Source organism: Marivita sp. (genome assembly GCF_017643905.1).
Taxonomy (GTDB): domain Bacteria; phylum Pseudomonadota; class Alphaproteobacteria; order Rhodobacterales; family Rhodobacteraceae; genus Marivita.
Window position 1 is genome coordinate 1 of record NZ_JAEPMO010000271.1, and the last position, 2454, is coordinate 2454.

2 protein-coding genes are annotated in these 2454 nt (G+C 56.8%); one reads left to right on the forward strand and one right to left on the reverse strand.

Translation table 11 applies throughout. The features are described from left to right. Positions 1-1421 (reverse strand): biosynthetic-type acetolactate synthase large subunit (gene ilvB / locus JJ869_RS23075; protein WP_292271259.1); only part of this gene is annotated, 1421 nt, incomplete at its 3' end. A gap of 431 nt (positions 1422-1852) precedes the next feature. Here ilvB and JJ869_RS23080 point away from each other — a divergent pair. Beyond that, entirely contained in the window at positions 1853-2143 is a 291-nt protein-coding gene (locus JJ869_RS23080; RefSeq protein WP_292271260.1) for a hypothetical protein, read from the forward strand. Positions 2144-2454: the final 311 nt, after the last annotated feature.

A 2454-nucleotide genomic window follows, 5' to 3' on the forward strand; every position in this document is an offset into this window, starting at 1 on the left:
ATGAACTGCTTGACCGGCAGGCGGTACTGCACCGCGGTGCTCATCTCCTGCATGTTCATCAGCCAAGACGCTTCACCCGCCACGTTGATCACCAGCGCATCGGGATGTGCCACCTGCACGCCGATGGAGGCGGGGGTGCCGTAGCCCATTGTGCCGAGACCGCCTGAGGTCATCCAACGGTTCGGATCCTCGAAGCCAAGATACTGCGCAGCCCACATCTGGTGCTGGCCGACCTCTGTGGTGATGTAGCGGTCGTAGCCTTTGGTCAGCTGTTCCAGCCGGTCAATCGCGTATTGCGGACGGATCGACTTTTCGGACGGCTTGTACTTGAGGCAGTCCACTGCGCGCCATTGCTCGATCTGGTTCCACCACTTCTGCAGGCCTTCCTTGTTGACCTTGCGACCGCGCGCTTTCCAGACTTTTAGGATGTCCTCAAGAACGTGACCCACATCGCCAATGATCGGCATTTCCACGCGGATCACCTTGTTGATCGAGCTGGGGTCGATGTCGATATGCGCCTTGCGCGATTTCGGGCTGAACGCATCCAGACGTCCGGTGATCCGGTCGTCAAACCGCGCGCCCACATTGATCATCAGATCGCAGCCGTGCATCGCAAGGTTGGCTTCATACAGGCCGTGCATCCCAAGCATGCCAAGCCAGTTCTTGCCGGACGCCGGGTAGCAGCCAAGACCCATCAGGGTCGACGTGATCGGGAAACCGGTTGCATCCACCAGTTCGCGCAGAAGCTGGCTGGCTGCTGGGCCCGAATTGATGACGCCGCCGCCGGTGTAGAAGATCGGACGCTCTGCAACTTCCAGGGCTTCCACCAACTGCGTGATGGTCTCCATATCGCCTTTGACCTGCGGTTGGTAATGGCTGACCTTGGCTTTGGCCTTTTCAGTATAGGTGCCAGTGGCGAACTGCACATCCTTGGGAATGTCCACAAGAACGGGGCCGGGGCGGCCGGTCGTCGCCACGTGGAACGCCTCATGCAGAATGCCGGACAGGTGGTCCGTGTCCTTCACCAGCCAGTTGTGCTTGGTGCAGGGGCGGGTGATGCCCACGGTGTCGGCTTCCTGAAAGGCGTCCGATCCGATCATGAAGGTCGGCACCTGCCCGGTGAGAACCACAATCGGGATGCTGTCCATCAATGCGTCGGTCAGACCAGTCACGGCGTTTGTGGCGCCGGGGCCAGAGGTCACAAGTACAACGCCCGGTTTGCCGGTCGCGCGGGCATAGCCTTCGGCGGCGTGAACGGCGCCCTGTTCATGGCGAACAAGGTAGTGGCGAATGCCGTTCTGTTGAAAAATCTCGTCGTAAATCGGTAGCACAGCGCCACCGGGATACCCGAATACTGTGTCCACACCCTGATCCTTCAGGGCTTGAACCACCATTTTCGCTCCGGTCATTTGACGTGTCATCGCTTTGCTCCGTTTACAGACACTTCTGTTCATTACGCGAAAAAAAACCCCCGATGTTCAGTCGGGGGCGCATGGGACTATAGTCAGGTTCCGTTACCGGCCCATGCGCGCTTTCTCTACAATGACTAGCACTCGTGCCATGATCGCTCCTTCTCGCGTGGGCGGACATTATGTTGACCCTCGGGGAGCGTCAACATCGAAAACCAAGAAAAAAGTACCCTGAGGCAAGAATATTTTGTCATTTATTGCTGAAAACAGGTTCTCGAGAGAAATTTTGCGAAATGCTCGCGATCTTTCGTGCGCTTTTCTGCCGAGTCGCCGGTTCGCAACACATCAAATGTGCGCAAAAGCGCGAAGTTGTGAGTTGCACGTGACGGGTGGGTCCCCATAAGCTGAACCGAGTAGTTCACATTCTGCAAGTGGAGACGCAGATGCTGGGAAAACGTAATCGACATGCGCGGGCGTTCTCGATCTGTCATGCAACAGTGCTTGCGGGTTTCATCGTGCTTGCACAGGTTCTGGGGATGGGCGCATCGGATCACGAACTGCGTCTGTCCGGGTCTGACACGGTCGGCCCCTTGGAACGGACAGGCATCCATCGCTGTAGCCCCGCGCTTGAAACGGGCCACACAATGGAGTCTTGCGCTTTTGTGATCAAAGCTGCGCAGGACGGTGTCGGAACAGTTGGCGTGATTATGTGGCGGTTTGGCGTTCGCCTGTAAGCCGCGCGAGCGCAGTGTTTTTATCGGGTAATGAACAATCCCCGACTGGCCAATACGTGTCATCTAGACCGTTTCATACACACTTCAAGGCATGCTAGCGCTAGCATGGGTGGTCGTGAAAAAGCGAAGAAAATCCGCAGTTTCTGCCTAAAATTTATACGTCTGTAAGCATCTTTAGGGCATCTCTAAAAATTGCCCCGACCTTGGCGCTGCTGTATGATTGAGGCGATGGACCGGCACAGGGGATGCAGCCATGGCGCAGATGAGTTTCTTTGATCTTTCTGACCGCTACGCGAGTCTGGACGCGAAGA

Bases quoted from the DNA above. Each gene is read 5' to 3' on its own strand.
- JJ869_RS23080 (WP_292271260.1), top strand. From the start codon at position 1,853: ATGCTGGGAAAACGTAATCGACATGCGCGGGCGTTCTCGATCTGTCAT.